The following is a 24,828-nucleotide window of genomic DNA, read 5'->3' as shown; positions in this document are numbered from 1 at the left end:
CTCGCTGGTGACAGTTTACTTGATTGTTCGGGTGATTGCAAAATAATTTTTAAACAAGTGTTGACTTCTCTTAAAAAGATATGATAATATAACTCTTGCTTCGCCAAACAGCTACACGCTGCTAGGTAAGAAGAGGTCTATGTCTCAGTAGCTCAGCTGGATAGAGCACACGCCTTCTAAGCGTGCGGTCGGGGGTTCGAATCCCTCCTGGGACGTTCTGCAAGGAGAGAAGGCCGCGAGAAATCGCGGTCTTTTTTGTTTTTCCAGCCGGAAGACACATAAAGTTCAAACAGAAAAAGCCGCCAACCCATGGCTGCGGCTTTCTGAAAGCATTATTTTATCATGCAAAATGCAAAAAATTCCCGTTCTTACACAGAAGGCCGATTAGGCTGATGGTGGCCAGGCTCTGTTGAATCCAAATTAGACTGCACGCGTGAAGATTGCTTCGAATGATCAATCGTGCTCTGCTCTCTTTGTTTCATGCTCTTTTTCTTGCCCATGATGAATTCCCTCCTATAAGGTAAGGTGAGCCCGTAGAGTGTACCTCTACAGGCTCTTGTTGGTGCCATTAGACTTTAGTGCTTCTTGTGAGGCAAGTTACTGCCTGGCTGACCGTCACCTTGTGTCCTGAAATTCTTCGCGGCTTTCCTCTGCTTGTCGTGCAGCTTGCTAATGAAATGACTATCCATGAGCATTCGCCTCCTGAAGAAAGAATGGCACTACCCCTTTAGAATGTCACACAAGCTCAAGATTTAAACGCATGGCTAAATTTAGAAGAGCGCCTCTAGCTTCTGCATCTGTTTTGACTTTTTCATAGAGTTCCTCGAAATTACTGCGATTTTCAATAAATTCAGGCTCAGTCTTAATGGCGACTTGCGTCCAATTGATCAACAAATTCTCCGCTTGTGTCAGTTCATTATAGGCACGGTGCAGGCCAACGCGTTCAATGATTTCTTCCAGTTCAGCCTGTCCGACTTCTTTGCCTGCCTCTTTCAAATCGGCAATCCGTTTATCCGCTTGATTACTAATTTGCAAAAAATGCTCTCTGGAGGCTAGATAATCGATTTGTGCTTTGGAATGTTTCTTTTTCATTGCCATCACCTTTACTGTTTAGTAAGTAATAATTAATTAATAATAACAGGCTTATAATTAAAACACAAAAACTGACTGATGACCGCCACGGCAACCTGGGACAGACATTATATATTCCCATTTTGCATACCCTTTATCATCATGCTCTCTTCATAAAGAAAGGAAGGAACGTCTATGTGCGGAATAACGGGTTGGATAGATTGGCGGAAAGACTTGACCGGGTACCCGTCCATTCTAGAAAATATGACGGAAACGCTCCATTTGCGTGGACCAGATGCTTCTGGCACTTGGATCTCACAGCACTGTGCCCTCGGCCATCGACGTCTTAGTGTAATGGATCCGGAAAACGGCGCTCAGCCTATGATCCGGAAACAAGGAGACTACACCTATACGATCGTATATAATGGCGAACTTTACAATGCCCCCGAGCTGAAAAAAGAGCTCGAACTGCGCGGACATCATTTCCGAACAACCTGCGATACCGAGGTGCTGCTTGTTGCCTTCATCGAATGGGGGCGGGCTTGTGTAGACCGTCTGAATGGTATCTTCGCCTTCGCAGCCTGGAACGATCAGGAGCAATCCCTCTACTTGGTCAGAGACCGGCTTGGCGTAAAGCCGCTTTTTTATTCTCATCAGAACAGTGTCCTTCTATTCGGTTCTGAACCAAAAGCTATTCTCGCTCACCCCGACTTTCAGGCAGAAGTCGGCGCGGAAGGCTTGGCAGAAATCTTCGCAGTAGGTCCTGCGCGCACACCTGGACATGGCATCTACCGCAATATGTCAGAGCTGAAGCCGGGACAATGTGCTGTTTTTGACCGCAATGGCTTATCCATCAGAACCTACTGGAAGCTGGAAAGCCATCCTCATCCCGATGATGTTGCGGCCACGGCGCTCCAGGTTCAGCAACTGCTGAGCGACACAGCCCAGCGGCAGCTAGTCTCCGATGTACCTATATGTACATTGCTTTCTGGAGGCCTTGACTCCAGTGCATTAACTTCTCTGGCCGCGGAGCATTACAAGGAAAGCGGTAAAGGCGCTCTGCACACTTTTTCTGTCGATTACAAAGATAACGATAAGCACTTCAAAGCCAACCTATTTCAACCAAACTCGGATGCGCCTTGGATTAAGCGGATGACCGAGCATCTTGGTACTGAGCACCATTATATCGAGTTCGACACTCCTGAACTAGTGGAATCCCTGAAAACAGCCGTTTACGCTCGGGATACGCCGGGGATGGCTGATGTTGACGGATCCCTTTATTTGTTTTGCCGTGAAATCAAAAAGGAAGCCACGGTCGCCATCTCGGGTGAAGCTGCGGATGAGATCTTTGGCGGGTATCCTTGGTTCCACAACGAAGAAGCCCTCTCGGCAAACACGTTCCCTTGGTCGCTTAAATTGCCTAATCGAGTCGATCTGCTGGCACCTGATTTGGTCGATTGGATTAAGCCAGTTGAATATGTCAGCAATCGGTATCAGCAAGCCTTAAGCGAAGTACCGCGGCTAGCAGGAGAAACACAGCAGCAGAATCGTATGCGGGAAATGTCCTACCTCAACATCACCCGCTTCATGCCGACTCTTCTCGATCGCAAAGACCGCATGAGTATGGCCGTTGGACTTGAGGTGCGTGTTCCTTTCTGCGACCACCGTCTCGTTGAGTATGTGTGGAATATTCCATGGGAAATAAAAACATCGGGAGATCGGGAAAAAGGCATTTTACGAAAAGCACTGAAAGGTGTTCTGCCTGATGATGTCTTAACCCGTAAGAAAAGCCCGTATCCAAAAACACACAACCCTAATTATTTGGCGGCTGTTCGTAAATGGGTGCTGGAAATTTTGGATGACCCCAGCTCACCTCTGCTGCCCTTCATTGATGTGAAAAAAATACGCGCGCTCGCTAGCTCCGACACGAACGACTTCGATCTCCCTTGGTTCGGCCAATTGATGACGGGACCTCAGCTGTTCGCCTATTTGGCCCAAGTGGATATGTGGTTACGACACTATAAAATATCCATCCGTTAATATAAAAAGGCCTGCTTTCCACCGCGATGGGGAAGCAGGACTTTTTTATTAGGATTCGTTTTGATCAGGAAGCCTATCCAAGAACAATCGTAACGCTTTAGCGCGATGGCTGATTTCATTTTTTTCTTCCACCGTAAGCTCCGCCATGGTTCTGCCTAGAGCGGGAATGTAAAACAGCGGGTCGTAGCCGAAGCCACTCTCTCCGCGCGGTTCCCCTATAATGTAACCCGGGCAAGAATCCTCGGCCTCAATGGTTTCATTCGCAACGGGGTCAATAAGCGTAAGCGCACAAACAAACGAAGCCTCGCTCAAAAACTTCGGATGTCCCGTTTCCATTGACAAGTCATTAGCTGGCGCTGAATCGCTCAAAGCTTGAAGCAGCTTGTTATTGTTGGCTGCATCCGTTGCGTTTTCTCCGGCATATCTGGCCGAGTAAACACCAGGATCACCGCCAAGCGCCTTCACGCACAAGCCTGAGTCATCTGCAAGCACCGGTACATGGAGATGCGCCGAAATAATTTGCGCTTTGATTCGCGCATTCTCCGCAAACGTCTTTCCGCTTTCGACGATTTCGGGAAGATCCGTATAATCAGCCAAACTGCGGACTTTGTACCCTTTTGCGCCAAAAAGACATTCAAACTCCTTAACTTTCCCTTCATTGCGTGTTGCAATTACAACGATATTACTTCGTAGCCGCATGTTGTACACCCCGAATACGATCCGCTATAGGGCCTAGCACTTTAGACTGCTCTTCAATCATGGTATGAATCCCTATCTCTGCAAGAGCAAGCAGCTCATCCAATTCCTTGCGTGAAAAAGGAGAATCCTCGCCGGTTCCCTGGATTTCTACAAATTGGCCCTGCCCCGTCATCACAACGTTCATATCCACCTTAGCCTGTGAATCCTCTTCATAGTTGAGATCCAGACGCGGTGTTTGGCCGATAACGCCAACAGAAACAGAAGCCAAAAAGTCGTTAATCGGAAACTTGGCCAAGTTTTTATCTGTGGCAAGCTTGTTAATCGCAAAAGCCATGGCTACGAATGCACCGGTAATCGAAGTGGTACGAGTACCTCCATCTGCTTGGATAACATCACAGTCTAATGTAATGGATCTCTCACCTAAAGCTTCTAAGTTAACTACAGAACGAAGCGCCCGACCGATCAAACGCTGGATCTCCATCGTCCGCCCGCCTAGCTTGCCTTTGGCAGCTTCACGTTGATTTCTAACTTGCGTGGCACGAGGCAGCATGGAATATTCCGCGGTTACCCAGCCTTTGCCTTGTCCTTTCATAAAAGGCGGGACACGCTCTTCCACCGTTGCTGTGCAAATCACTTTCGTATCCCCGACCTCAATTAGCACGGAGCCTTCTGCATGTTTTATATAATGGGGGGTTATTTTCATTGGGCGTAATTCTTCATTTGTTCTTCCGCCAATTCGCATAAATCGTGTTCTCCTCCTGTCGCTTCCAAGGGAAGCTGAATACTCTCGCCCCATTGTAACAAAGTAGCCGGAGAAAAGCACCCTTATCACGACAATGATGCCCGGCTGATCAAAAGAAAGAGAAAACCTCTATGCAAGAATTCTTTGCATAGAGGTCTATGGAGCGACGCAAGCTGATTATAACTTAGTCGGATTAATATGAGCTGGTCTCGCTACAGGCTTCGTATAGTTCTGAGTACTATCCGAAGATGTAAATTTCACTGCGCCATCTACTTTGATTTGAACTTCCTTAAAGCCGGTATTCTCCGTCAAGGAAAGAATTACCGATTTCAGAGCATCTTCTGGCGCTTTCTGATCGGCGCCAAGCAGCTTATTCGAGAAGTCAACCGTAATCAAAGCGTCAGCCGGATTAATGCTTTTCACTTCCGTTGCGGCGTTCAGAACGCTAGCCAGCCCTTTCTTCTGATCAGGCCCTTTTATCAGCTGGTCAACTACGGCTTTAGCGACATTATCCGTTCTTTTGACGAGCCTTGTCACAGGTACATAATATTTATAGTTTTGATCGTTTTGATTAAGGAAGTAGAGCGTGACCGGCGTGGATTGACCGAATTCCGCATCCTCTGCCTTCTCAAGGTTAATCCCCATTGAACGAGCCAACGGAGCATCTAGTGGGGTTTTGCCTTTTGGCATTTCCTTGAGGTCCTTACCATCAACACGCAGCTGTACTTTCTCTACCGTTGGGAAGTTTGTCAAATTCCAAGTGATAGCTTCTAATATTTTTCTTTCATTTTGCTGATCATACGTGAGAAACTCTTTTGAGAAATCAACGATCGCGCGTTTGTCTGATGTGACATTTAAACTAATGACTTTCGTTCCTTTCGGCAGCAAGGCCTCGAATCCAGATGGGAGCAAGCTTGCGACCGGACCGCCGTCCACCATGTACTCAAGCGTCGTCTTCGCAACCGACACCGATTTCGGTAATCCCAGACTGAGCGGAGCGACGAAACCTTTGGCATCCTTCACATACACCGTCATCTGAGATGAATTATCGTCGATCATATCGATCGTGACCGCGGCTGATGTCGTCTTAACGTCAGCTTCCGCACCCGTGGTCGGAGGTGCATCAATGTCAGCTTTCTTCCCAGTGCCCAGGACCGAACATCCTGTGGTCAGCAAGGCAATCACCCCCGCGATAGCGGCTGAACGAATCCAATGTTGATGTTTCATTTGCTTATTTCCTCCTTCGAGTTTTCGCAGAAGCCTCTTCTGAAGCGTCTGCCGCATATTTACTTTTCGGCATGGCCTGTACATTGCTTTTTCGTATTATTATGTATACGAGGCTTTGTCCGATTTATAACTACTTTTTGTCCACCTGCTCAAAAAAGTAGTTAAAGAGAATTCTCCACTCTTTTTCTGATGAATCCCTGCCTTTTTCGGCATCTTACCTTAATATGCTATACTTGTAAAAATAGACAGATTTGATCTAACTGGAGGCGCACAGATGAGAACATTCCTCAAAGATAAAACGCTCATTTTCAACGAATTCCGGGACGAAGTTTTCAGTCACTATCCGCAAGCCGTCATCGAAGAGGCTGTTGCCCGCCTGCTTGTGGAAATCAAAGGCACCAAAAAAATCCCTTATGACATGATCACCACGACTTTATTAGGAGTTTTGAGCAAAACAGAGACTTATAATGTGATGACTACACTCATGGAGCTGCAAAAAAAGGTCAAACATGATTCCGAGCTGCTAGCAAGTATGAAAGATCCTGCCTACAATGTGCACCGCACCATCGCCATGTCCATCTGTGGCTTGTATGGCAGCGGCGCAGCCTCCCTTTTTGGCTTCTTGGATTGTAAATTCCGCTTTTTCTTTCCGACAAAACGTCCTAAATCGTTTATTTCAAAAGGGATTTGCGCGATTGTCGCCTCAACAGCAAGTGTCATCATTTCGGAGAATGTAAAAGTCGATTATTCGCAGCGTAATCTCGCACTGCTTGCTGAGAGAGGCGTCCAGCTTGAGGATATGGTGGAGATTCTAGATCAACTTCAGCGTCCCTACAATCCGGACATGGAGCGGAGCCTATGTGAAGAACATATTGTCGCCGTGCTGCGCAAACAGATGACCTTCCACGCGCTGCAGCTGGCGATCAAAATAGATACCGCCGTCGAAGCCGGAGAATTCAATCCGCAATATAATCATATTGTCGGGCAAGACGAAGGGCTTTTCGGGGTAGATGAAAGCATCGCAACCGCTGTTCCGCTGATGTATGGAACGATTGCGCTTACGAATTTCGGTTACTTGGACAAAGAGAAAATCGGGATCATTAAAGAGCTGGACAGCGATCACTCCGAGGGGAAATGCAATACGTTTATTGACGATATGGTTTGCGGCATTGTGGCGGCGGCCTGCGGTCGGTTAGCGCATAATAATATTCCTACTTATAGCAAGCCTTTGAAATAAGGTGGGGTTGGTGCCAGTATGGAGCGGTTAGCTCCGCCATGAGATGTAAAAAGTACATCAAATTTCGCTTAGCGCTGAGGTTATGGACGGTTTTGATGTAATTGATACATCAAAAATTGTGATATTGTCCATTATCGCGATTAGCTGGCGAATTTGATGTACTTTTTGCTTGATTTGAGTTGTATTCGTGGATAAAGGCTGGATTTGATGTATGTTTTACATCAAATGGGCAGGTGCGGCCCATGAGCTGAGCTCATGGGCTAAGCGCAAGTGCTAAGAACCTACGCATCGCGGGTGGTGGCTACGTAGCGAACAAGCTCCGCGGCAGGATCGACCTGCTGGACGCGGCCCTCCGCTTCCAACAGGATGAGGTGAGCGATCGTCTCCGACAACGCGAACCTCATCTGATGCACGCTAAGCCGGTCGCCGAAGGTCGCGCGGCACACCTCATAAGCGCTAAGCGGCGCGCTTAGCTGACCCTCCATGAGCGCAAGCCGCTCATGATGATGGCGCACCAGCTCCTCTGTGCGTGCGCCAAAGCCAGACCAAGGCTCCCGGTGCCCCGGGTAAGCCATCTTGACCTGCAGCTTGCCGATCTCCTGCAGGCTGCGCAGGTACTCGCCGAGCGGGTTTTCTTCCACCTGCGGGAGGAAGGAAACGTTCGGCGATATTTGCGGCAGGACGTGGTCGCCGCAAAAAATCACCTCCGCCTCAGCGTCGTAGAAGACCAGGTGACCCGCGGCATGGCCGGGGGTCTCAATGGCTTCGTACACGCGGTTCCCGAGGCGCACAGGGCCTTCTCGCAGCAGCGTAACCTGCGGCTGCGGGGAAACCAAATCGACGAAGCTCACCATGTGCTTCGTCATCTCGACCAGCCCGGCTTCCGGGAAGCCATGCCGGGCAAAAAGCGTCAGCAACCGCTCCGACATCGGCTGCTCAGGTCCCCACAGGAGCTGCACTTGCGCAAGTCCGGTCTCCGAGAGGAGGACCGGCGCGCCCGTGCGCTCCTGGAACCAACCTGCCATCCCGTAGTGATCCGGATGGTGGTGGGTGAGCACGATTTGCTCGACGTGCTCGAAGCCGATTCCACGCTCCTGCAGCACCTGCAGCCAGAGCGCCTCTGCATCCGGGGTATGCAGTCCCGGATCAATGACGGTGTAGCCTTTGCTGCCGCGGATTAGGTAAGCATTCACCCATCGAAGCGGAAAAGGCAGCGGCACCTTCACTTGAGTAATTTCATCTGTATGTTCGGTTACGATGTTCATCTGCTAGTAGTCATCCTTCCTTATGCCCTACAAAAATCATCCGGCACGATACATCAGCCTCATAAGAATGACCGTCATAACTGCCATATACGTGATCAATATGTAAACCTGCTTTTTGCAGCATTGCCTCGAACGCCGTTCGGTCGTATAATTTCACCTGTTCCAGATACTGCCGTTCAGGAGTGCCCTGCTGCGATATCACAATTCGCTTACGCACGCAGCCATCTTCAATGGCTCTCGTTTCGAGAATTTGAATGTCTCCCTCCACCCGCTGCGATTGCGGAACAAGATGGGCTTGAACATAAATCGGATTCAGGAAATCGATAATAAAACGACCGTCCTCTTTTAAAAGACGATTCATCTCATAAAACACCTTGGCATTCTGGTCTTCCTCGTCAAAATATCCAAACGAAGTAAACAAGTTCACAACCGCATCAAACTGACGCCCCAGGGGAACTTCCCGCATATCACCGCGCACCCAAGTCACACGTTTCTGCTTATCCAGTTGTACAGCTTCATTCAAAAGCACTTCAGACAAGTCAACACCCGTAATTTCGTATCCAAAATCAGCCAGAGCGAGCGAGTGACGCCCCATCCCGCAGCACAAATCCAATACTTCGGCCCCTTGCTTCAGGTCAAGCCAATCAATCATTTTTTTCACTTCATGATAAGCGCCTTGCATATCCCGATGCTTATAAACTAATAAATAATCATTTCCAAAGCTTTCCTGATACCAAGCCATTTTATCACCTGCAATTTCTATTTATAATCGTTAGGAATTTCAAAAGAGTCCAATTTCCGCTGTACCTGTCGCAAGCTATCGGCGGCTTCTTCCTGACTAAAGTTGCCAGCTTCGAGCAAACCTTCTTCCTTATCTAACAATGTTTCATAAAATGCAACACCTTGCCACAGGAACTCCGATTGGTCCGGATGGTCCTCCATATAATGAAACAGCACGTCCTCGGCCTTCGCGTAATCGCCTTGTTTGTCATAATGGGAAAAAAGCAACCTCTTCATATCCTCCGGAACCATCCATGTCCTAAGTCGGTCCAGACTGGTTTGTATGCGAGCAGCTATCTCTACATTCTCATCATCCTTGGGATTAACCTCAGGAGACAGAGACAAGTGGAGCAGTAAATCAAGAGATTTTACATACGCACGATAGGCCTCATCCGTTTGATCATGCTGCTTCAGCAGATCTCCGTGGCCAACGAACATATCCCCAATGACCATTGCTTTTGCCGTATCCAAATTTCCGTTATAAGAGAGCAGTTCTAGGATATCCTTGCTTGATAAAGCCTGTAATGAACGAACATTGAGCCCGAGTAAATGCCGGCTAGCTTCATCCAGCTGCTGCTGGGCATCTGCCAGTGGAACATGTTCCTTATTAAAAAGAATCCGATGCAGTACCTGAGTCATCTGCTCAATCTGCCGCATAAAATAGTCACGTTTGAACATTAGAACATCCTCCTTTGCCCAAATGATATACCTCGTTTCAGCTTACCATGCCTCGGATAGAAACTCAAAAGCGGATATCGCCTATTTTTGCACATTGCCGCACCATTGGCAGCAGCCCTTCATAAACTAATTTTGACTGTATCCCTTAACCTTGTATTTCCCAATACCCGAGCAAGGAGGGGTGACACACATCCATGGGCAGCGACCACAAAAACAAATTTCTACTTACGAACCGCGAACGCGAAGTATTCGAACTATTAGTGCAGGACAAAACGACGAAAGATATCGCACAGCAGCTTTTTATCAGTGAAAAAACTGTGAGAAATCATATTTCCAATGTCATGCAAAAGCTGAACGTAAAGGGTCGTTCACAAGCGGTTGTAGAACTGATCAAGCTTGGGGAATTAAAGATCTGATTCCGTCAGCAAAGGGATCCATGTAAGCCTTCGAGGCCTCCTATTGGAGGATTCGAGGGCTTTTATGTTGCTACTGGCAGCCGTGAAAAAGTGAACGTTTTGTTAACCCAACGTTTCGACAGTATATGATCCTATGCATGTACTATGATAATAACAAACAAGTACATCACACCTTTAGGGGGCTATTTCAATCCATGATCGAAATGATTACCGAGCAAAAAAATGTGTTTTCCTTGTCAGAACTCCTGAATGTGGAACCGGGCATTCTTTTTCGTCTCTGCCAGTATATTGAGTCAAGGGGCCATCATTTCACGAAATCAGAGGAAGGCGCCTTCCAATTCAATGATAATGATATTGCTGTGATATTAGCCCATTATTAATGGGCTTTTTTGTTGCTCGGCGGTAAGTCAGGAGGGGTGGGGACGGTGCCTTTTTCGACCGCTCGCAGCATTGCCTCCGTTTTCGATGAAAATAATCTTCAATGTCAGCAAGAGCTAAATCTAAGAAGCGGAAAATGGTCAGTTTGTGCGTCACGTCAGTGAGACGTCCATTTTGGACTTCTCACAATAATGCTACGTCTTAGTGACGGAGTGAGAATGCCCTTTCTGACTGCTCACGCAAGCATGCCCCCTGTTTCCGAGGAAAAGTGCAGTTGAGGCAGCCTTTTCGGACGTTTCACGGCCTACACGACTTCTACTTCACTTGAGAAGGCCTTTTCGACATTCTCGAGTTACTGATCTACCCGGCTGGGGCAAACTAGGGTGACACACATCCATGAGCAGTGACCACTCGCGAATCGCTACAGCTTCCCTTGCGCCCAAATATGGGCCTTCCGCTAGAGTTAAGCTTGTTTTACAACGCTAAAGCGGCCAGTTTGCGCGTCGAGCATGCGATAGCGTCGAAAAACAGCGTTATAGAGTCACTTTGCGCCCAGGAGGGGCTCGCTGCGAGAGTTAAGCTTGTTTTTCAACGCTAAAACGGGCAGTTTGCTCGTCGAGCATGCGGTAGCGTCGAAAAACAGCGTTATAGAGTCACTTTGCGCCCAGGAGGGGCTCCCCGCGAGAGTTAAGTTGGTTTTACAAGCTAAAATGGGCAGTTTGCGTGTCGGTGAGACATTCGTTAGATACAGGGATAGCTCGGGTGGAGTTAGAGCCAGTGACAAAAGAAAAACCTGACGAATCAAACTCCGTCAAATTTTAGTGCTAGCTACTTTACTAACCCCCACCATCCAATCACGTGATTCACCAAACCGCAAACTTCCACTCAACTGCCAATAACAAATTCAAAAAAACCTAGCGCGGAATCCGGCTAAGACTTCTCAAGGCATTTCTCAGGGAACTAGACTCCTCTATTCGGAGAAAACCGAGCTGTTTCCTCCCTGAGCAGAACTACAGGGTCATTCGACCCGCATGGCGAGTTCAACAGGTAAAATCAGCAAAATAGCGCACCCCAGTTCCCACAAAAAAAAGAAGCCCCATCCAGGGCTCCTTCTTCTCTCTTTTTCTACCTTTTTCCCTATCTCCCCGAGTCCAGCACTATCACTTAACTGTTATAGAAGTCACGACCTTATTCGCGCCCTTCAACTGAACAAGCCGACCTTCCTTAAACAATGCCAAGTTGCCCGAAACGGTCACACTAGAAGCAACTTGATACACGGTCGTCTGATCCTTGCCATTAATGGATTGCACGATAGTAATCGTGGCAAGACCGCCTTGGGCATTGAGCGTGGTTCCTTTTAATTTCCCTTGCAGATCAAATGGCAAATTCTCGTCGACCATTTTCGTTACTTCAATGTAGATAACTTTATTGTCGGAGGTGCGGATATCAACTTCGTCGCCTACTTTAAGGTCAATGGCTCTAACCTTCACGCCGCCACGATAGACGATGACATCCGGATGCAAAGCAAAAGCCGTCGCTACACCCGACTTCGTTAGCTTCAATTCATTGTTGCTGACTGCGGCGCTAACCGTGCCGTTGTTCGTGATAGGCTGCACCATTTTGGTAACTTCAATATAAATGACTTTGTTCTCCGAGGTGCGAACGTTGACTTCATCGCCAATTTGAAGTGCAGCTAGCGCCACTTTCAGGCCATTGCGATAAACGACAACATCCGGGTGCAGCGCTATTTCAAAATTGAAGTTATCCTGCTTGAGTTTAAGTACATTATTCGTCACAGCCGCCGTGATCGTTCCGCTATTCGTAATCGCTTGCGCCGTTTGTGTTACTTCAATAAAGATAACTTTATTGTCCGAAGTCCGAACGTTCACCACATCGCCAACCTGTAGGGCAGAAGCAGCAACTTTTACCCCATTGCGATAAATAACGACTTCTGGATGCAGCGTATAGTCTGTTGTAACTCCTGATTTGATAAGCTTCAGCACATTACTGCTAACGACAGCAGAGACTGTACCGTTGCTGGATATTGGAACAACCGATTTGGTCACCTCAACATAGATGACTTTGTTATCCGAGGTGCGGATGTTGATTTCATCCCCAATTTTCAGCTCATACGGATTAATTCTCACACCATTACGATAAGCGACAACATCAGGGTGGAACTGTAAGGACGACGTAACACCCGATTTGGTAAGCGTTAGTGTATTGTTGGCAACCACTGCACTAACGGTACCGCTGTTGATGATCGTTTGCATGGGTTTGGTGACTTCAATATAAATAATTTGACTGTTAAAAGTCCGCACACTCACTTCGTCTCCAGCTTGCAGAGCAGAAGGACTGATTTTCACTCCGTTCTTGTAAACGTAAACTTCCGGATGCAAGGAAAAGGTGGATGTCGTGCCTGAAGTAGTCATCACTAATGCGTTCCCATTAACAACGCTGTTTACAGTTCCCGTCAGTGTGTTATTCCCTTGATCCGGCAATTGACCGCCTGTACGATCAAGCAATGCCGCAAGCTGAGCTCGAGTAACCGGCTGATTAGGCCTGAACGTGTTATCTTCGAAGCCATCTACTAGGCCTTTTTCAATAGCCACAGCAATATAACCAACTGATCCTGCTGGGATTTGCTTCGCATCCTTGAACGGCAGGGTCGTATTCATCTTTGCTTTGGCCTGAGCGTCCAGCTTCAGAGCTTTGACCAAAAGCGTTGTCGCCCATAACCGATCGCCTTCTTTCTGAGGCTGAACGGAGTCGTCATTTTCAGAAAACAAGTCGTTTTCTAATGCAACAGCTACATACCCTACCGCCCAAGCAGGAACTTGATTAGCATCTTTAAAATTGAGGTGAGTACTCATTTCGGTTGAAGATTCTGCTTGGCTGCGAAGCCCCATAAGACGAACAGCTGCCGTAATAGCTTCAATGCGTGAAACGGTGTTTTGCGGTTTAAATGTACCATCCTCATACCCCTCAAATACACGCTTCGACGCTAAACTTGCGATATAGCGTATGGCCCATTCCGCGGTTTTTAAATCGTTAAAAGTGAGATGGATTTCGACTTTTCCGTCATCTTTCCGATTTCCATTGCCATTGTCTTTGGCTAAAACGGCTGTGCTGCTCCCCATGATCGTTACAAAAGCAAGACCCGTCGCGATTACTTTTTTGAACATCAAGCTTCACTCACACTCCTTCACCTTAAATAATTACATGTATCAGATCAATTCGTCGAATTGGTTATTTTTAGGAGGGTGGACTTTTATTTTCCTTTCACTATTTCACGCAATAGACCCTAACGGACACCTAATTGGCGAAAGCGCCTACATTATGCTATGTTGGAAGAAATTACGAGCAAGGGAGCGAACGAAATGAAGGCACATGCAGAGGGACCTCTATCTCATTTTCACCCAATTCTGACAGAGTGGTTCCATTCACGCTTTGGCGAGCCCACCGACGTACAGAAGATGGCGTGGAAAGAGATTAACGCCAGAAAGCATACCCTCATCTCTTCCCCTACGGGTTCAGGTAAAACATTAGCAGCCTTACTGCCTTGTATGGACGGTGTTGTGAAAAAGAAACAGGCTGGCGGCGAGCCTTACGCACCTGGTGTTCGCGTGCTGGTGGTTACGCCGCTAAAAGCGCTAAATAATGATATTCATGATCATTTGTTTCATTTTATGACGGAGATCGAGGAGCTTGCTGCCTCATTTGAAAAGGACACGACCTGGCACGGGCTGCGTGTCGGCGTTCGCACTGGCGATACCACCCAGAGCACGCGAGCCTCTATGTTGAAGCATCCGCCTGATCTGCTGGTGACCACGCCAGAGTCACTCTACCTGCTGCTCACCTCGCCGCGCGCAAGAGAAATGCTCAAGAGCGTGGAACAAGTCGTCATCGACGAGATTCACGATCTGGCAGCGGATAAGCGCGGGATGCACTTGTCGCTGACGCTGGAAAGGCTAGACATGTGGTGCGGCCGATCCGTTCAGCGAATCGGTGTCTCCGCCACTCAAAAGCCAATCGAACGCGTCGCACGTTTTCTCGGCGGATGGGAAGAAGGCGAGCCGCGCCCTGTCGCAATTATCGAGAGCAAAGCCGAAAAGCACTACGCCCTGCAGGTGACGATGCCGGAGCCAGCGCGAGCCGCAGCGGATAAAGAGGCCATCTGGACGCCTCTTGTAGAACGTGTGCTGCAGCTAATGGAAGGCTGCCGCACGGTACTCATCTTCGCAAACAGCCGCAGGTTGTGCGAGCGGTTGACCTTGCGACTCAATGACCATGTCGGTCATGAGATCGCGCGAAGCCATCACGGCAGCGTAGCCCGCGAGATCCGGCTCGAGGTCGAGCGCCAGCTCAAAGCCGGCGAGCTTCGCTGCCTGGTCGCTACCTCGTCGCTGGAGCTCGGCATCGACGTCGGCCATGTCGATCTGGTCATCCAGATCGACTCGCCTTTCACCGCTGCCGCAGGCATCCAGCGGATCGGCCGTGCCGGCCATGCCGTCGGCAGCATCAGCCGCGGCGTGCTGCTCGCGCGCAGCCGCAGCCTGCTGCCGGAGCTCGCCGTGATCAGCCGGCGGATCGCCGCGCGCGACATCGAGGCCATCCGCATCCCGCGGGGCAGCCTCGATGTACTGGCGCAGCAGCTCGTCGCGATGACGGCGCTGGGCGATGAGCTGGATGTCGCGCTCCTCGCGCGCCTGCTCGCGCAGAGCGACTCCTTCCGCGAGCTGCCGCGGGAGCGATGGCTCGCGATGCTGGAGGTGCTCGCGGGTCTTTACCCCTTTGCGCGTCCGCTCATCGCATGGGACCGCGAAACCGGCCGCTTAGAGCGTGTAGCGGCCTCACAGATGGCCGCGCTGACGGGCGCGGGCACGATTCCTCAGAGCACGGCTTATCCCGTGCATCATAACGAAACTGGCCTTCATCTGGGCGAGCTGGATGAAGAGTTCATTCATGAATCGTCGATTGGCGACGTCTTCCAGCTTGGCACGGCTTCATGGCGAATCGTTCGCAAGCGTCCGGAACGCATATATGTGCAGGAAGCCGAGAACCGGTACAGCGAGATCCCCTTCTGGCGCGGGGAGACTGGCGGAAAGTCCTATCTGCTCGGGGTTCAAACGGGACTGCTTTGGCGCGAGCTGCGGGATCGTTTGAACGCACAGTCTCATACAGAAGGAGATGTCTCCGTCCAAGAATGGCTCGTGGAGCAGTACTTTTTTGATACAGAAGCCAGTCATGCCCTAATTGGGCTCGTTCGCAATCAAATTGCGGTCAATACGGTACCAACGGATCAAACGATTGTAATTGAGACATTTGCGGATGAGCAGAACCAAACCCATTATGTGCTGCACAGCTTGTTTGGGAGGAAAATAAACCGAACCTGGCTTATGGCGCTAGAGAAGCATCTGAGCCGCAACGGGCATTCGGCCATCTATACAAATGCGAAGGATAATGGCATCGAGCTGATTTATCCAAGCTATCAAGAATCTGTTGTGTATGCCATCATGTCCCTTTCTTATCAGGAAGCGGAACATTTGGTCATCGGAGCTGTTGCCGAGTCTGGCATGTTCGGAGCGGCCTTCCAGCGGCTTGCAGAAACCTCCTTGCTGCTTTCCCGCAGTTTTACAAGGATGCCAGCTTGGCTCAAGCGGCTTCGCGGTCAGGAGTTAATGAAAGAAGCGCTGCCCTACAAAGAGCGATTTCCACTTTTTCAAGAGGCCATGCGTGAATGCTTGGAAGAGCATGTAGATTTGGAACATTTACAGAGTATTATGGATGCGATTCATGCCGGTGAAATCCACTTTGCCGTTCATCGCAATCACTTCCCTTCCCCTCTGGCCGCTCAATTTCAATCCGACTATGTGGCCCAAAAAATATATGAATCCGATAGCTTATCTCAGGATTTGCAAGTAGAATTACTAGGCTTCAGCCGACAGATGGCAGCCGATATTTTTGGAGCAGAGACCGTTCGTCATGCCATTAGTCCTCAAGTTCTAGAAGCTGAAGAGACCAAACTATCCAGGGCGGAAGAAGCGTGGACGTCAGCTCAGTCTGTCTTTCTTTTTTTAAAAGAACATGGGGATGCCTCCATCACCGAGCTCGTCAAGGCTGGTTCAACCACCGAGTCCTCTGCTGAGGCCTGGATGAATGAACTGCTTGAGCAAGGCAAAGCCGCAGCCGCCTCCTTCACCGGCGAACCGCGTTATATATGCCGCGATGAAGTCGAATTCTATGCTTCGCTCACCTTAGATCCTCTTTCCAGAACGTTTATCTTCCAAAGATATGCGGACGGGAGGTTGTCTTTCACAGCTGAAGAACTTGCGGACCGCTACGATATAGAGGCTGTAATAGTTGAACGCTGGATCGAGGAAGCTGTCGCTGCCCGCCAATTGGAGCCTGCACCTTTCGCCGATCCTGATTTGGAGTCGCTTTGGACAAGCAGCAAGGTCGCTTCTCGCTTAATACGCCAGTCTCTTCAAATTCTCAGACGCGAGAGCTCTGCCATTCTTCCAATCACCTATTTGTCACACATGCCGCTTATGCGCAAACTAACTGATCGAACAGATGTTCCGGGGATGGAGCAACTGCGGGAAATTATCACGGATTTGCAAGGCTTCTTCCTGCCCGTTTCACTGTGGGAGTCCGTTTTCTTCCCGACAAGGCAGTTATCCTACCGGAAACAGGACTTAGATATGTTATGTTCATCAGGCGAGATTTTTTGGATAGGTCATAAAGAGGAAGGTGAAAAAGAAGGTCGTATCGCTTTCTTTCTCGCAGAAAGCTCCACACTTTTCGAACCTTGTCTTGCTGGGACGCGCCATAGACCCGCTTCTTCTCCTGAACTACTAAACCTTATGGAAGCTAAAGGAGCTGTTTTTCTAAGTAAGCTTGGCCTAGAAACGGGCAGAACCCCTTCCCTGTTATTAGAAGAGCTGCTCCAGCTCGTCTGGGATGGTCAGGCAGCTAATGATCAGTTCGCACCGCTGCGGCTTCATGCCACAGGCACTTCCCCCTCCAAGAGAGGGGACAAGTTCCAGTCAGGACTTGGCCGTTGGTATGCCTTAAGTACACTGCATAACGCCGCTTTTGATAAACAATCCTCATCTATGCAGTGGACGCATCATCTGTTAGAGCGTTATGGTCTCATAACCAAAGACCTCGTCTCTGCGCTTTGCCCGTTTCCTTGGGAGGCGATTCATACCGCTTTGCGTCAATTGGAAGAGTGGGGACTTGTCGTGCGCGGATTGTTCATCGCCGATTTACATGCACTCCAATTCGCAACGAAAGACTTTATCCGTCTGCTGCATCAACCAGCGGCACAAGCTTCTGACAATCCGTCTTCCTTCACGCTAGTTAGCGCTGTCGATCCGGCTAATCCTTTTGGACTGCTTGTCCCCTGGCCCGATAGGCACGGCATTTCCTTCTCACGCAAAAGCGGCAACTACTTAGCTCTCAAAGGCAGCGAATGGTTGTATTGGATCGAAAATAACGGTAAACGCATTTATCAGCTAACTGCACAGAACCATGACTTGTCGGAGGCCGCTCACGAACTCAAACTCATGTTTCGGCAATTGCTTAAACAGCATCAACTGCGCAAAATCGTGATCGACACTTGGAACGGTGTTCGTATCTCTGATGCGCCTGAACAGGAAGTTCTTAAGTTTCTAGGCGCAGAAAAAGATCGTACTAGCTTAGTTCTTTGGCCTAGCCAACTAAGCTGATACGGTCCCCTACGCACGTTCTACTTGTACAGCACATATTTTGAATTCCGGCATCCGGCTCGTTGGGTCAAGCGCATCGTTCGTCAACACGTTGATCGAATGCTCATCCCCCCAATGGAAAGGGACGAAAACGGTACGAGGCTGAATACCTTCAGTTACCTTCACTTCGAAAACAAGAGAACCTCGGCGGCTTGTAAGTCGGATTTTGCTATCCAAGCCAAGTCCGATTCGCTTTGCGAGCCATGGATGTATTTCTGCGACGGGAACGGGAGCTTTCTTGTGCAGAGCTTCCGTCCGGCGCGTTTGTACACCGCTCAAATAATGGTTCGCAAGACGCCCTGTGGTCAGAACGAATGGATACTCGCTATCGATCGGCTCTGCTGGCATTTTCGGCTGGATGCCGAACAATTTGGCTTTGCCATCCGGATGATGGAATTGTTCTCCGAATAAATAGGGTGTTCCCGGGTGATCAGGAGCTGGACATGGCCAGAATAGCCCTTTTTCTGCTTGGAGCCTTTGGTACGTGATGCCGCTGTAATCGGCTTTCCCGCCTGCGGTTGCGGCTGCCAGTTCGCGAAACACGTCTTCAATGCCTGCATATTGAAAATACATCCCGCGCCCCAATGCTTCAGCCAACTCGCAAATAATATGATAATCGAGCTTGCTGTTTCCTGGCAGCTCCATCGCTTTGGGACGATGGAACACACGCCCCTCCAGATTGGTCATTGTACCTTCCGCTTCTGCGAAGGAAGAGCCCGGCAAGATATAGTGAGCATATCGCGCCGTTTCCGTTTCAAACATATCCACAACAACAAGCAAATCTAACTTTTGCAGCGCCCGCTCCACCATGCGGTTATTCGGGCTTGAGACTAGAGGATTGGATCCAAGTACGATTAATGCTTTGATTTCACCCTCGTCGATCTTCTTCAGAAGCTCGTAAGCGGAGACGCCTTTACCGGGAAGTTCGCTGGGATCAATGCCCCATACTTTGGCAACATGCTCACGCGCAGCAGGGTCTTCAATAGAGCGATAGCCGGGCAGTTGATCGGCTTTTTGACCATGCTCGCGACCGCCTTGACCGTTTGCTTGACCGGTTACGGCGCCATAGCCGCAGCCCTGACGCCCTATTTTTCCAGTGACCAGAGATAAATTAATATAATTCAGCGTATTCTCCACACCGTTCGATTGCTGTTCCAGCCCTCTTGCCGTTAGGACGATTCCTGTATCCGCCTTGGCAAAGCCGCGAGCAATGGTACGAATTACAGGCTCTAGAACACCAGTCAGTTCCTCAACTCTCTCTGGCGTGAAAGATTTCACCGCTTCCTTCAAGCTCTCGAGGCCCGATGTCCGTTCTTGAATGAAATGTTCATCGACTAGTTTCTCATCCAACATGACATGCAGAAGGCCATTCACAAACACAGAATCAAATCCAGGCTGTAAACGAACGTGAATATCAGCAACCTTGGAAGTCATCGTATTGCGTGGGTCAATCGTGACAATTACTGCGCCTTTCTTCTTCGCTTCAAGCAGATACGGCATCATAGTCGGCTGACATTCAGCAATATTTGTACCGGCTAGTATAATGTATTTCGCATTCGGGATTTCAGACAAAGGCATCGACATTCCTCGGTCAATACCAAAGGCTTGATTGGAAGCCGCTGCTGCAGAAGACATACAGTAACGGCCATTGTAATCGATATATTTACTCCTCAACGCAACCCGAGTGAACTTGCCGAGCAAATAACAAACTTCATTGGTTAAAGATCCGCCGCCGTATACGCCGATTGCATCTGCGCCATACTCCGCTTGCAGGCTTTGGATGCGATTCGCAATGTCGGCATAGGCGTGATCCCATGTCACTGTTTGCCAGCGCTCTGGCCCGCTAGTTACCTTTGCCAAAGGCTCGAGTATACGTTCCGTATGAAAAACATGATCTAAAGCGTTCAGTCCCTTTTGACAGAGGCGGCCTGTGGCAACTGGGAAATTCGGACTTGGTTTGGTGATGAGACCCGATGTTTTGTCGCTTATTACAATCTCGAGCCCGCACTGCATGCTGCAGAAGCAGCAATGCGAGGAGGGTTGATCTTTCGGTATGGTTAGTAATGGTGATTTCATGTTCTCCCCACCCTTAACAAGCCAATTCTTTACCTACGGGAAAACCTATGAAAACAGTTCCATCATGAACTTTCGTCGAATAGGTCTGCACGCAGCCCGTATCCGGGGCTTGCACGAGCCCCGTAGAAAGATGAATTTTGCGATCATGCATCGGACAGAAGACGTGCTCGTCACAGACAATACCTTCCGCAAGCACGCCATCTTTGTGCGGACAACGATTTTGAATAGCGGTCAGCTTGCCGCTTTTCATCTTGAAAAGGGCTACTTCCTCCCCCTGATACCGAATCGTTTTGCCTGTATTCACCGCTAAATCCTCATAAGATACGGCCTCAACCCAAATCATTTGCTCTTCTTGTGTCTTCATGGTCTTCTCCTCCTGAGTGATTTAGTTAGGTAAGCTCGACGACTTCGTATAGATCACGTTGAATTTTTTTGCTATCGATCGCTTGTTTCCAAGGGTCCTTCGTAACGGCAAGCGCTTGTTCAATCCGGTCGCATAGTTGTTTGCGCTCTTCCTCATTTTCAACGACATCACGGATATGTTCGATCCCTAAACGGTGTACCCATTCGCTTGTACGTTCGCCGTATTTACCGGTTTCGCGATAATATTGCAGGTAAGCTTCGGTGTATTCAATAATATCCTGCTCTGTTTTCACGGTTGTTAAGAGCTCACCAACGCGTACCTTCACACCGCCGTTTCCTCCGGCATACAGTTCCCAACCGCCATCTACGGATACGATGCCTAAATCCTTAATACCGGATTCCGCGCAGTTCCGGGGACATCCTGATACCGCCAGCTTCACTTTGGCTGGTGTGTTTAAGCGCTCAAACCGCTTCTCCAGCTCGATGCCCACCGCCATAGAATCACCTGTACCGAACCGGCAGAACGTATCGCCGACGCATGTTTTGACCGTACGCAAAGCTTTGCCGTAGGCATAGCCGGAAGGCATATCCAGCGCTTCCCACATCGCTGTAAGGTCTTCCTTTTTCACGCCAAGCAAGTCTAGTCGTTGTCCGCCCGTGAACTTCACGGTTGGGACATTGAATTGCTCCGCTACTTCAGCAATCCGCTTCAATTCCGTGGGATTCGTTACACCGCCATAAATCCGTGGAACAACGGAATAAGTACCGTCCTTTTGAATATTCGCATGCATACGCTCGTTAACGAAGCGCGAAGTGCTATCATCCTTGTATGTTTCAGGGCTAATCATCCCCAGGTAGTAGTTAAGTGCAGGGCGGCATTTGGAACAGCCCTCTTCATTTTTCCACGCAAGCACGCTCATAACTTCACGTACATGCGACAAGCCTTTTTCGCGAATCGCTTCGACAACCTCATCCCGCGTATGTTCCGTACAAGAGCAAATGGATTCTTTAGCAGCATTTTTGTCGTAGGAAGAACCTAGCGTAAAGGCTAACAAATCACTGACAAGCGGTTTACAGCCGCCGCAAGAACGGGAAGCTGTCGTGCAGTTTTTCACCTCTTCAACGGAGGTTAAGCCCTGATCTTTAATGGCTGAACAGATCGTCCCTTTGGTTACCCCGTTACATCCGCATATAATCGCATCGTCTTTCATATCGGCAACACCGGAAGCTGCTCCGCCGCCGCTCGCTGAATCCGTCAAGATCGCTGTTTTAGCCATCCCGCTGACATCTGTTTCCTCACGAATCATTTGCATGAGCCGGGTGCCATCCGCCGTATCCCCAAAGAGCACGGCACCGACAATTTTGTTATCCTTGATGACGACTTTTTTGTATACACCTGTGAACTCATCATGAATACGAATCGCTTTGGTTCCTTCTTCATCCCCGAATTTCCCGCCAGAGAAAACGTCAACACCAGATACTTTCAACTTCGTATAAAGCACCGAGCCTTCATAAGGACCTGTTTCCACGCCTGCCAAATGCTTCGCTAACACAGCGCCTTGCTCGTAGAGCGGCGCAACCAGCCCGTAGGCAACGCCACGATGCATCGCACATTCCCCTACCGCGTACACATTAGGAACATTCGTTTGCATATAGTCATTTACAATAATACCGGGATTGCACGTTATGCCAGAATTCTTGGCCAGTTCTACATTCGGCCGAATCCCCACCGCCATGACGACCAGATCCGCTTCAGTCATAGTGCCGTCTTTGAATTTCAAACCAGTAACCCGTTTATGACCGACGATTTCTGCAGATTGCTTCGCTAACAAGAAATTAATTCCTTGTTCCTCCAGAGCTGCTTGCAGCATTTTGGACGCAGTACGATCCAACTGACGATCCATGATTGAGTCCGTGATATGAACGACATCTACTTTCATTCCCAAGTTCAGGAAACCTCTGGCTGCTTCCAGTCCAAGCAAACCTCCGCCGATGACAACCGCTTTTTTATACTTTTTCGCGGATTCCATCATGATTTCACAATCACGGATGGTCCGGTAGGCCATGACCCCTTCTTTATCTGCGCCAGGCATTGGTATCATAAAAGGATTGGACCCGGTTGCCAAAATCAATTTATCGTAGGACACCGTTACGCCTTTATCGCTCGTGACTGTTTGAGCTGCCGTATCGATTCCCGTCACTGTTTGGTTTGTATAGAGCGTTATATGGTTGTTTCTATACCATTCATAGGGATGGATAACGATATCCTCAACTTTGGAATCCCCCGAAAGGACATAGGACAGCAGAATCCGATTATAGTTCGGATGAGGCTCACTCCCAAAGATAGTTACCTCATATTTATCCGGAGCCAGTTTAAGCAAATGTTCAACTGCGTTAACACCAGCCATTCCATTTCCGACTAATACCAACTTTTCTTTTTGAGTCATGGTCTCATCTTCCTCTCTAGTGTTTCTATCTCTATATCCCATTTAGTTATCCATATCCTGCCCGCTAAAAAGGTCCACTTGGGAGCAGAAGTCTACGCGAATACTCCCAAATGGCAATGATGGGATATGGAGCTTAAGTAGCTCGATTGAACTACCAAAGACGGCAAGTCGTAAACGTCTTTGCTCATAAAGCCTGCACAAATGCCTCAAGCTGCATGAGCAAACACTTTACTTTAACTAGGTGCTGCTGCTGATCCTGTTGTTAACGCAATTGTTAACTCACCGCAGGATCAGCAGCTACTCCCCTTACTTAAGCATGCACGCTATCAATTGCTGCTGGAGCTACTTTCACTTTGCCGCCATCACCAATCCAGCTGCGCTTCCATTGTCCTTGTACAGATGCGATCAATATAACGCAGCACACAGCGATTGCACTCAAGATGAGGAAACCTGGTGCGAAAGAACCTGTTGCCAATTTCACATTTCCGAGAATTTTAGGCAGGAAATATCCGCCTAAGCCGCCAGCAGCACCGACAATCCCTGTGACCACACCGATCTCTGACTTGAAGCGCTGAGGCACAAGCTGGAAAACTGAACCGTTCCCCATTCCAAAAGCCATCATAGCGACGAATAACAAGACCGTTGTGACCGAGAGTGCTGGAAGTGTTGAAATCCCCGCCATCATTAATGCGACAACCCCATACAGTCCCATCAGCATCCGAATGCCGCCTATTTTATCGGCTAACCAACCGCCTACAGGTCGGAAGAAGCTTCCACCAATCACGCATAGGGTTGTAAAATCAGCCGCACGGATCGGTGAAAGTCCGTATTGGGTATTAAAGAAGATGGTTAAGTAGGTGGACATCCCGACGAAGCCGCCGAACGTTACGCTATATAAAATGCAGAACAACCAAGAATCCTTCTGTTTCAAAACTTTTCCGTATTCAGCAACGGTTTTGGGTGCTGGTTTATTCGGGCTGTCTTTTGCCAAAATACTGAAAACAACTAATGTAATCGCAATTGGAATCATCGCGATGCCGAAAACAACATGCCAATCGCCATAATGCTGAGCAATCCGGTTAGCAAAGAGCGTAGCGAAGATCGTCCCGCTGTTCCCTGCTCCGGCGATTCCCATCGCCAAACCTTGATATTGCGGGGGGTACCAGGAACTGGCTAATGGCAATGCGGCTGCAAAGCTTGCTCCGGCAATACCGAGCATTAACGCCACGAAGTACATATCGCCCATCGTGTCAGCGAACTGCCATCCCCAGAATAGTGGGATTAAGGTTAGCGTGAGTCCGATTTGTCCAGTAAGCTTAGGACCAATCTTATCGGTCAGTACGCCTAGCACCAGCCGAAGTACCGCTCCGCCTAATGTAGGCAAGGCAACGAGGTTCGCTTTTTCTGCAGCGTCTAAGTGGAAATCATTCGCGAGTACGACCGCCAGAGGTCCTAAAAGCACCCAGACCATGAAGCTCATGTCAAAATACAAAAATGCACTGAACAAAGACCCTTTGTGTCCAACTTGCATAAAACTTTTCCGATCAACCATGTGCTTCCCTCTCCTTTTGTGAGGCTTTTCGCCTTCTTTTTTTCCCTATCCTGATTTCTGCCTGTCTGGACACCTATGGACAGAA

19 protein-coding genes and 1 tRNA gene are annotated in these 24,828 nt (G+C 49.0%); 6 read left to right on the top strand and 14 right to left on the bottom strand.

Annotated elements, in window-relative coordinates; translation table 11 throughout:
* The first annotated feature begins 141 nt into the window (after positions 1-141).
* Positions 142-215: transfer RNA gene (locus tag AC58VC_RS24610), tRNA-Arg, on the top strand.
* 153 nt (positions 216-368) lie between these two features.
* Here AC58VC_RS24610 and AC58VC_RS24605 read toward each other — a convergent pair.
* The 3 genes from AC58VC_RS24605 to AC58VC_RS24595 all read right to left on the bottom strand — a co-directional run bounded on the left by AC58VC_RS24605 (position 369) and on the right by AC58VC_RS24595 (position 1,092).
* Positions 369-500, bottom strand: coding sequence for a hypothetical protein (locus AC58VC_RS24605; RefSeq protein WP_268894400.1), 132 nt, complete (start codon positions 498-500; stop codon positions 369-371).
* Between the two features lie 75 nt (positions 501-575).
* Complete coding sequence (locus tag AC58VC_RS24600) at positions 576-689, bottom strand: DUF4023 family protein (protein WP_082562468.1); 114 nt, start codon at positions 687-689, stop codon at positions 576-578.
* A 46-nt stretch (positions 690-735) separates the two neighbouring features.
* Complete coding sequence (locus AC58VC_RS24595; RefSeq protein ID WP_497372297.1) at positions 736-1,092, bottom strand: hypothetical protein; 357 nt, start codon at positions 1,090-1,092, stop codon at positions 736-738.
* 174 nt (positions 1,093-1,266) lie between these two features.
* Between AC58VC_RS24595 and asnB the strand changes: the two genes are divergently transcribed.
* Positions 1,267-3,111 carry an asparagine synthase (glutamine-hydrolyzing) gene (gene asnB / locus AC58VC_RS24590; protein ID WP_497372295.1) on the top strand — a complete coding sequence of 615 codons (1,845 nt, stop codon included), beginning with the start codon at positions 1,267-1,269 and terminating at the stop codon, positions 3,109-3,111.
* Positions 3,112-3,159: 48 nt separating this feature from the next.
* Here asnB and AC58VC_RS24585 read toward each other — a convergent pair whose 3' ends face one another.
* The 3 genes from AC58VC_RS24585 to AC58VC_RS24575 form a co-directional block, all read right to left on the bottom strand.
* Entirely contained in the window at positions 3,160-3,810 is a 651-nt protein-coding gene (locus tag AC58VC_RS24585) for an XTP/dITP diphosphatase (RefSeq protein WP_497372293.1), read from the bottom strand.
* Positions 3,794-4,552: a ribonuclease PH gene (gene rph / locus AC58VC_RS24580; protein WP_497372291.1), complete on the bottom strand. Its 759-nt coding sequence runs from the start codon at positions 4,550-4,552 to the stop codon at positions 3,794-3,796. Before rph ends, AC58VC_RS24585 begins: the two co-directional genes overlap by 17 nt.
* A gap of 177 nt (positions 4,553-4,729) precedes the next feature.
* The gene (locus AC58VC_RS24575; RefSeq protein ID WP_497372289.1) at positions 4,730-5,779 is read right to left on the bottom strand and encodes a GerMN domain-containing protein; all 1,050 of its coding nucleotides are present in this window, start codon (positions 5,777-5,779) and stop codon (positions 4,730-4,732) included.
* A gap of 274 nt (positions 5,780-6,053) precedes the next feature.
* Between AC58VC_RS24575 and AC58VC_RS24570 the strand changes: the two genes are divergently transcribed.
* Positions 6,054-7,016, top strand: a complete 963-nt coding sequence (locus AC58VC_RS24570) for a phosphatidylglycerophosphatase A family protein (protein ID WP_497372287.1) — start codon at positions 6,054-6,056, stop codon at positions 7,014-7,016.
* A 281-nt stretch (positions 7,017-7,297) separates the two neighbouring features.
* On the opposite strand, the gene AC58VC_RS24565 is transcribed toward AC58VC_RS24570, so the two are convergent.
* Genes AC58VC_RS24565 through AC58VC_RS24555 form a run of 3 tightly spaced genes read right to left on the bottom strand, consistent with a single transcriptional unit; the run spans position 7,298 to position 9,739 of the window.
* Positions 7,298-8,281 carry an MBL fold metallo-hydrolase gene (locus AC58VC_RS24565; protein WP_497372285.1) on the bottom strand — a complete coding sequence of 328 codons (984 nt, stop codon included), beginning with the start codon at positions 8,279-8,281 and terminating at the stop codon, positions 7,298-7,300.
* A 10-nt stretch (positions 8,282-8,291) separates the two neighbouring features.
* Positions 8,292-9,023: a class I SAM-dependent methyltransferase gene (locus AC58VC_RS24560; protein ID WP_497372283.1), complete on the bottom strand. Its 732-nt coding sequence runs from the start codon at positions 9,021-9,023 to the stop codon at positions 8,292-8,294.
* A gap of 17 nt (positions 9,024-9,040) precedes the next feature.
* Positions 9,041-9,739: a DUF6483 family protein gene (locus AC58VC_RS24555; protein ID WP_497372281.1), complete on the bottom strand. Its 699-nt coding sequence runs from the start codon at positions 9,737-9,739 to the stop codon at positions 9,041-9,043.
* Positions 9,740-9,933: 194 nt separating this feature from the next.
* Between AC58VC_RS24555 and AC58VC_RS24550 the strand changes: the two genes are divergently transcribed.
* Both AC58VC_RS24550 and AC58VC_RS24545 read left to right on the top strand, forming a co-directional pair.
* Positions 9,934-10,155 (top strand): helix-turn-helix domain-containing protein, encoded by a 222-nt coding sequence (locus tag AC58VC_RS24550; RefSeq protein WP_028556998.1) that lies wholly within the window; start codon positions 9,934-9,936, stop codon positions 10,153-10,155.
* Positions 10,156-10,349: 194 nt separating this feature from the next.
* Entirely contained in the window at positions 10,350-10,535 is a 186-nt protein-coding gene (locus AC58VC_RS24545) for a hypothetical protein (protein WP_127455261.1), read from the top strand.
* 1,158 nt (positions 10,536-11,693) lie between these two features.
* Here the strand turns inward: AC58VC_RS24545 and AC58VC_RS24540 are convergent.
* Positions 11,694-13,718, bottom strand: coding sequence for an S-layer homology domain-containing protein (locus AC58VC_RS24540; RefSeq protein WP_497372279.1), 2,025 nt, complete (start codon positions 13,716-13,718; stop codon positions 11,694-11,696).
* A 195-nt stretch (positions 13,719-13,913) separates the two neighbouring features.
* Between AC58VC_RS24540 and AC58VC_RS24535 the strand changes: the two genes are divergently transcribed.
* Positions 13,914-18,266: a DEAD/DEAH box helicase gene (locus AC58VC_RS24535; protein WP_497372277.1), complete on the top strand. Its 4,353-nt coding sequence runs from the start codon at positions 13,914-13,916 to the stop codon at positions 18,264-18,266.
* 9 nt (positions 18,267-18,275) lie between these two features.
* Here the strand turns inward: AC58VC_RS24535 and AC58VC_RS24530 are convergent, their stop codons facing one another.
* The 4 genes from AC58VC_RS24530 to AC58VC_RS24515 form a co-directional block, all read right to left on the bottom strand.
* Positions 18,276-20,381 carry a molybdopterin oxidoreductase family protein gene (locus AC58VC_RS24530; RefSeq protein ID WP_497372275.1) on the bottom strand — a complete coding sequence of 702 codons (2,106 nt, stop codon included), beginning with the start codon at positions 20,379-20,381 and terminating at the stop codon, positions 18,276-18,278.
* A 13-nt stretch (positions 20,382-20,394) separates the two neighbouring features.
* Positions 20,395-20,745 carry a nitrite reductase small subunit NirD gene (nirD, locus tag AC58VC_RS24525; protein ID WP_497372273.1) on the bottom strand — a complete coding sequence of 117 codons (351 nt, stop codon included), beginning with the start codon at positions 20,743-20,745 and terminating at the stop codon, positions 20,395-20,397.
* Between the two features lie 25 nt (positions 20,746-20,770).
* Complete coding sequence (gene nirB, locus AC58VC_RS24520) at positions 20,771-23,191, bottom strand: nitrite reductase large subunit NirB (RefSeq protein ID WP_497372271.1); 2,421 nt, start codon at positions 23,189-23,191, stop codon at positions 20,771-20,773.
* Between the two features lie 310 nt (positions 23,192-23,501).
* Positions 23,502-24,743 (bottom strand): nitrate/nitrite transporter, encoded by a 1,242-nt coding sequence (locus tag AC58VC_RS24515; RefSeq protein ID WP_497372269.1) that lies wholly within the window; start codon positions 24,741-24,743, stop codon positions 23,502-23,504.
* Between the last annotated feature and the right edge of the window lie 85 nt (positions 24,744-24,828).

The sequence above is a fragment of the Paenibacillus sp. J22R67 genome (assembly GCF_059692175.1).
Note: the sequence above shows the minus strand (reverse complement) of the source record. Positions and strands in the feature narration are given on the sequence as shown.

Bases quoted from the DNA above. Each gene is read 5' to 3' on its own strand.
- AC58VC_RS24605 (WP_268894400.1), bottom strand. From the start codon at position 500: ATGGGCAAGAAAAAGAGCATGAAACAAAGAGAGCAGAGCACGATTGAT.
- AC58VC_RS24600 (WP_082562468.1), bottom strand. From the start codon at position 689: ATGGATAGTCATTTCATTAGCAAGCTGCACGACAAGCAGAGGAAAGCC.
- AC58VC_RS24595 (WP_497372297.1), bottom strand. From the start codon at position 1,092: ATGAAAAAGAAACATTCCAAAGCACAAATCGATTATCTAGCCTCCAGA.
- asnB (WP_497372295.1), top strand. From the start codon at position 1,267: ATGTGCGGAATAACGGGTTGGATAGATTGGCGGAAAGACTTGACCGGG.
- AC58VC_RS24585 (WP_497372293.1), bottom strand. From the start codon at position 3,810: ATGCGGCTACGAAGTAATATCGTTGTAATTGCAACACGCAATGAAGGG.
- rph (WP_497372291.1), bottom strand. From the start codon at position 4,552: ATGCGAATTGGCGGAAGAACAAATGAAGAATTACGCCCAATGAAAATA.
- AC58VC_RS24575 (WP_497372289.1), bottom strand. From the start codon at position 5,779: ATGAAACATCAACATTGGATTCGTTCAGCCGCTATCGCGGGGGTGATT.
- AC58VC_RS24570 (WP_497372287.1), top strand. From the start codon at position 6,054: ATGAGAACATTCCTCAAAGATAAAACGCTCATTTTCAACGAATTCCGG.
- AC58VC_RS24565 (WP_497372285.1), bottom strand. From the start codon at position 8,281: ATGAACATCGTAACCGAACATACAGATGAAATTACTCAAGTGAAGGTG.
- AC58VC_RS24560 (WP_497372283.1), bottom strand. From the start codon at position 9,023: ATGGCTTGGTATCAGGAAAGCTTTGGAAATGATTATTTATTAGTTTAT.
- AC58VC_RS24555 (WP_497372281.1), bottom strand. From the start codon at position 9,739: ATGTTCAAACGTGACTATTTTATGCGGCAGATTGAGCAGATGACTCAG.
- AC58VC_RS24550 (WP_028556998.1), top strand. From the start codon at position 9,934: ATGGGCAGCGACCACAAAAACAAATTTCTACTTACGAACCGCGAACGC.
- AC58VC_RS24545 (WP_127455261.1), top strand. From the start codon at position 10,350: ATGATCGAAATGATTACCGAGCAAAAAAATGTGTTTTCCTTGTCAGAA.
- AC58VC_RS24540 (WP_497372279.1), bottom strand. From the start codon at position 13,718: ATGTTCAAAAAAGTAATCGCGACGGGTCTTGCTTTTGTAACGATCATG.
- AC58VC_RS24535 (WP_497372277.1), top strand. From the start codon at position 13,914: ATGAAGGCACATGCAGAGGGACCTCTATCTCATTTTCACCCAATTCTG.
- AC58VC_RS24530 (WP_497372275.1), bottom strand. From the start codon at position 20,381: ATGAAATCACCATTACTAACCATACCGAAAGATCAACCCTCCTCGCAT.
- nirD (WP_497372273.1), bottom strand. From the start codon at position 20,745: ATGAAGACACAAGAAGAGCAAATGATTTGGGTTGAGGCCGTATCTTAT.
- nirB (WP_497372271.1), bottom strand. From the start codon at position 23,191: ATGACTCAAAAAGAAAAGTTGGTATTAGTCGGAAATGGAATGGCTGGT.
- AC58VC_RS24515 (WP_497372269.1), bottom strand. From the start codon at position 24,743: ATGGTTGATCGGAAAAGTTTTATGCAAGTTGGACACAAAGGGTCTTTG.